3 protein-coding genes are annotated in these 2,528 nt (G+C 54.2%); 2 read left to right on the top strand and 1 reads right to left on the bottom strand.

Features of this window, described 5'->3' with window-relative positions:
- Positions 1-957: 957 nt before the first annotated feature.
- Together P5705_RS26075 and P5705_RS26070 are read left to right on the top strand one after the other, a co-directional pair.
- Positions 958-1,278 (top strand): hypothetical protein, encoded by a 321-nt coding sequence (locus tag P5705_RS26075; protein ID WP_277463735.1) that lies wholly within the window; start codon positions 958-960, stop codon positions 1,276-1,278.
- Positions 1,279-1,291: 13 nt separating this feature from the next.
- Positions 1,292-1,630 carry a hypothetical protein gene (locus tag P5705_RS26070; RefSeq protein WP_277463734.1) on the top strand — a complete coding sequence of 113 codons (339 nt, stop codon included), beginning with the start codon at positions 1,292-1,294 and terminating at the stop codon, positions 1,628-1,630.
- 10 nt (positions 1,631-1,640) lie between these two features.
- On the opposite strand, the gene P5705_RS26065 is transcribed toward P5705_RS26070, so the two are convergent.
- Positions 1,641-2,528, bottom strand: an 888-nt coding sequence (locus tag P5705_RS26065; RefSeq protein ID WP_277463733.1) for an SCO family protein, incomplete at its 5' end; no start/stop codon positions are given.

The following is a 2,528-nucleotide window of genomic DNA, read 5'->3' as shown; positions in this document are numbered from 1 at the left end:
GGGTGGAGTGTGACCTCACCTTTTTCCGCACCAGTGCTGCGGGTCTGCAGGAACGGTCGCAACGCCTGGAGGCTCTACCGGTACATCAGAACGGATAGGGTTCCTGCTTATAGAAATATGGGGCAGGTCTAATAGCTTTCGAGCTTGGGGTGAATGTCATGACGGGGGAGTTGATCTGGGTGGAGTTGAACAAGGAATGATTTCCTGGTTGTTTGGAGACTGTGTGGTGATGGGGTTGATTGCTGCGTATGTACTCAGGTACAGGTTCTCCGGGCGAAACTTCAGGTGGTGGAGCTTTTGGATGTGTCTGGTTTTCAATTTTTTTTTCAACTTATTACATGAGGATCGTGGAGCGTTCCTATTTGCTATTTATTGGCTATAGACCTGATTTTTTGTATGAAAATCCTGCCGCAGTTTGGTGGTGTCTGGTTGGTATGGTGTTGCACAGCTTTGCATTACCTATGCAATGGGAATCCAACAGGAGGTTCAGAAAAAATGAAAGGTGTCTGTATGGAAGTGGAAGAAGTGGTAGGTCAGTGTTATAGGTTTGGTGGGACTTGCAACCTCGAGAGTGCTTCGGTGCTTATTGACCACGCCAAGCGAAAAGCGAGAGATGATTTTCTTTGTCGTCATGTAAAATTTTTGTTCTCAAGCTGCTACATGATGATATCGCCAGGCGGGATACCTATTTGTTTCTCTACCACTGGCCTGCGATTTTGGAGAGGTATCCAGCTATCACATGGTTGGCGTTCACCCCTGTACCCGTACGGTCTCCTCCTCCAGATACGCCAGCAACGCCGTCACCTCCGTCTCCCCAACCGCAGGTTGGGCATCGCTAACTGGTTGTGCTGGGCAGCAGATAGGGGTGGAAAGTGATAGTCAATAAATAAATTTTGATCCTGTCGGTGTGAATGTTCGGGAGTTGTGCTTCTAACTTTTTAGGGTGATGGGGTTTGTATGCTGGCAATTTATCTGGTTTTTTCGGTTGCCGGCCTGGCTGGCTCCCGCCTTCTTCGTTGTTTGGTTACATTGAGGGGAGAGGAGCATCTGAGGCATGGGTTGGTGATTTTTTATAACTTCATTTTTGCTTTTATGCATATGGCAGTTGTAGTTCAGGATAAATATTTTTATGTTTATGTGCGGCCGGATCTGGTGGGGTTTAATCCTTGGCTGGCCTGGTTTGCTTGGTTGTTTATGGTTTTACACTTCTGGGCTAAATATCGTAATAATGATGTAAATTGCTTTCGCTGGAAAAAAGACATGGATCGACTTAAGTGATGGCGGGGCGAAAATGAGTGTTGTGGTGTTTGCCCTTGTCGTGGGTTGGAGTTTTATCTCTTCACCTCTTTTAAATTTGGTGCTTTCGGGAGCTGATCTGACCGAGGGTAAAGAGGTTGTCGGCATTTACTACAACAGCGCATTCGCGGTTTTTTACTACTTTAATGTATTCCCTGGGGAGTATGGTGGCTTTGGTCCACCGCCTGAAGTCATCTTGGATCATCCCTGGATCGTATGGCTCTCCATCCCGATGATCCTCTTCCACCTCTGGATGTTCCCTGGTCTGCGCCCCTCTCCGCTTCGCCTACGCCGAAAATGGGACCCCACGTTCAAACGCCACGATGAACCCTAGTCCTGCCACCTCACTGCCCCTGTACCCGCACGGTCTCCTCTTCCAGATATGCCAGCAACGCCGCCACCTCCGTCTCCCCCAACCGCAGGTTGGGCATCGCCAGTTGGTTGTACTGCCCGTATAGCAGCATCGCCAGCGCATCGCGCTCGGCCAGCATCTGGTCCGGTGCCAGCAGCCAGCGTTTCAGCCACGCCTGCTCCCGCTGCCGGGTAACACCGAGCAGATCGGGGCCGATGCCGCGGGTGGCGCCGGGTTCGCTCTCACCGACGGTATGGCAGGACGAACAGCGGGTGCGAAACAACTGCTCGCCCGCACTGGGTGGGCGGATTTCGGGGGCCTGGGTGTAGTCGCGGCGTTGGGCGCTGGCGGTTTTCCAGTTGTGCAGGCTGTTGGCCAGACGGTCGGCGAGGATGTACGGGCTTTCGAACGGCGAAGCCTTCATCCAGCGGCCGGTGGCCTGGTTACCAATGATCAGGCTGAGGTTGTGGTCTTTGCTGCGGCCGTTCTCCAACCCTTCGATATACAGGCCGAGGCTGCGACGCAGCTGCTCGATGTCGGCGGCTTCGCCGGTGAGCAGCATCCAGCCGGGGCCGATGGCGAATTTCTCGGCGTAGCGTTTCAGGGTGGTTGGGGTGTCGTTGTACGGGTCGATGCTGATCGAGTAGAAGAAGATGTCCTGGCCGACGCGCTCGCCCAGCAGCTTCTGCACCTGGCGCAGGCGTGCGGTCTCCACCGGGCAGGCGTCGCCGCAGCCGGTGAAGATGAAGTTGATGGCGACCACCTTGCCCTTGATCAGGTCGTCGTAGAAGTGCACCTGCTGGCCGTTCTGGGTGAGCAGGGGGATGTTGGGGAAGTAGTCGGCGCCCCAGGGGCTGGGGTCGGCGCCGGTGGGGGGGAG

The sequence above is a fragment of the Pseudomonas entomophila genome, from assembly GCF_029478665.1.
Taxonomy (GTDB): Bacteria; Pseudomonadota; Gammaproteobacteria; order Pseudomonadales; family Pseudomonadaceae; genus Aquipseudomonas; species Aquipseudomonas entomophila_F.
Note: the sequence above shows the minus strand (reverse complement) of the source record. Positions and strands in the feature narration are given on the sequence as shown.

Coding starts and splice junctions, on each gene's coding strand:
- P5705_RS26075 (WP_277463735.1), top strand. CDS start 958: ATGCTGGCAATTTATCTGGTTTTTTCGGTTGCCGGCCTGGCTGGCTCC.
- P5705_RS26070 (WP_277463734.1), top strand. CDS start 1,292: ATGAGTGTTGTGGTGTTTGCCCTTGTCGTGGGTTGGAGTTTTATCTCT.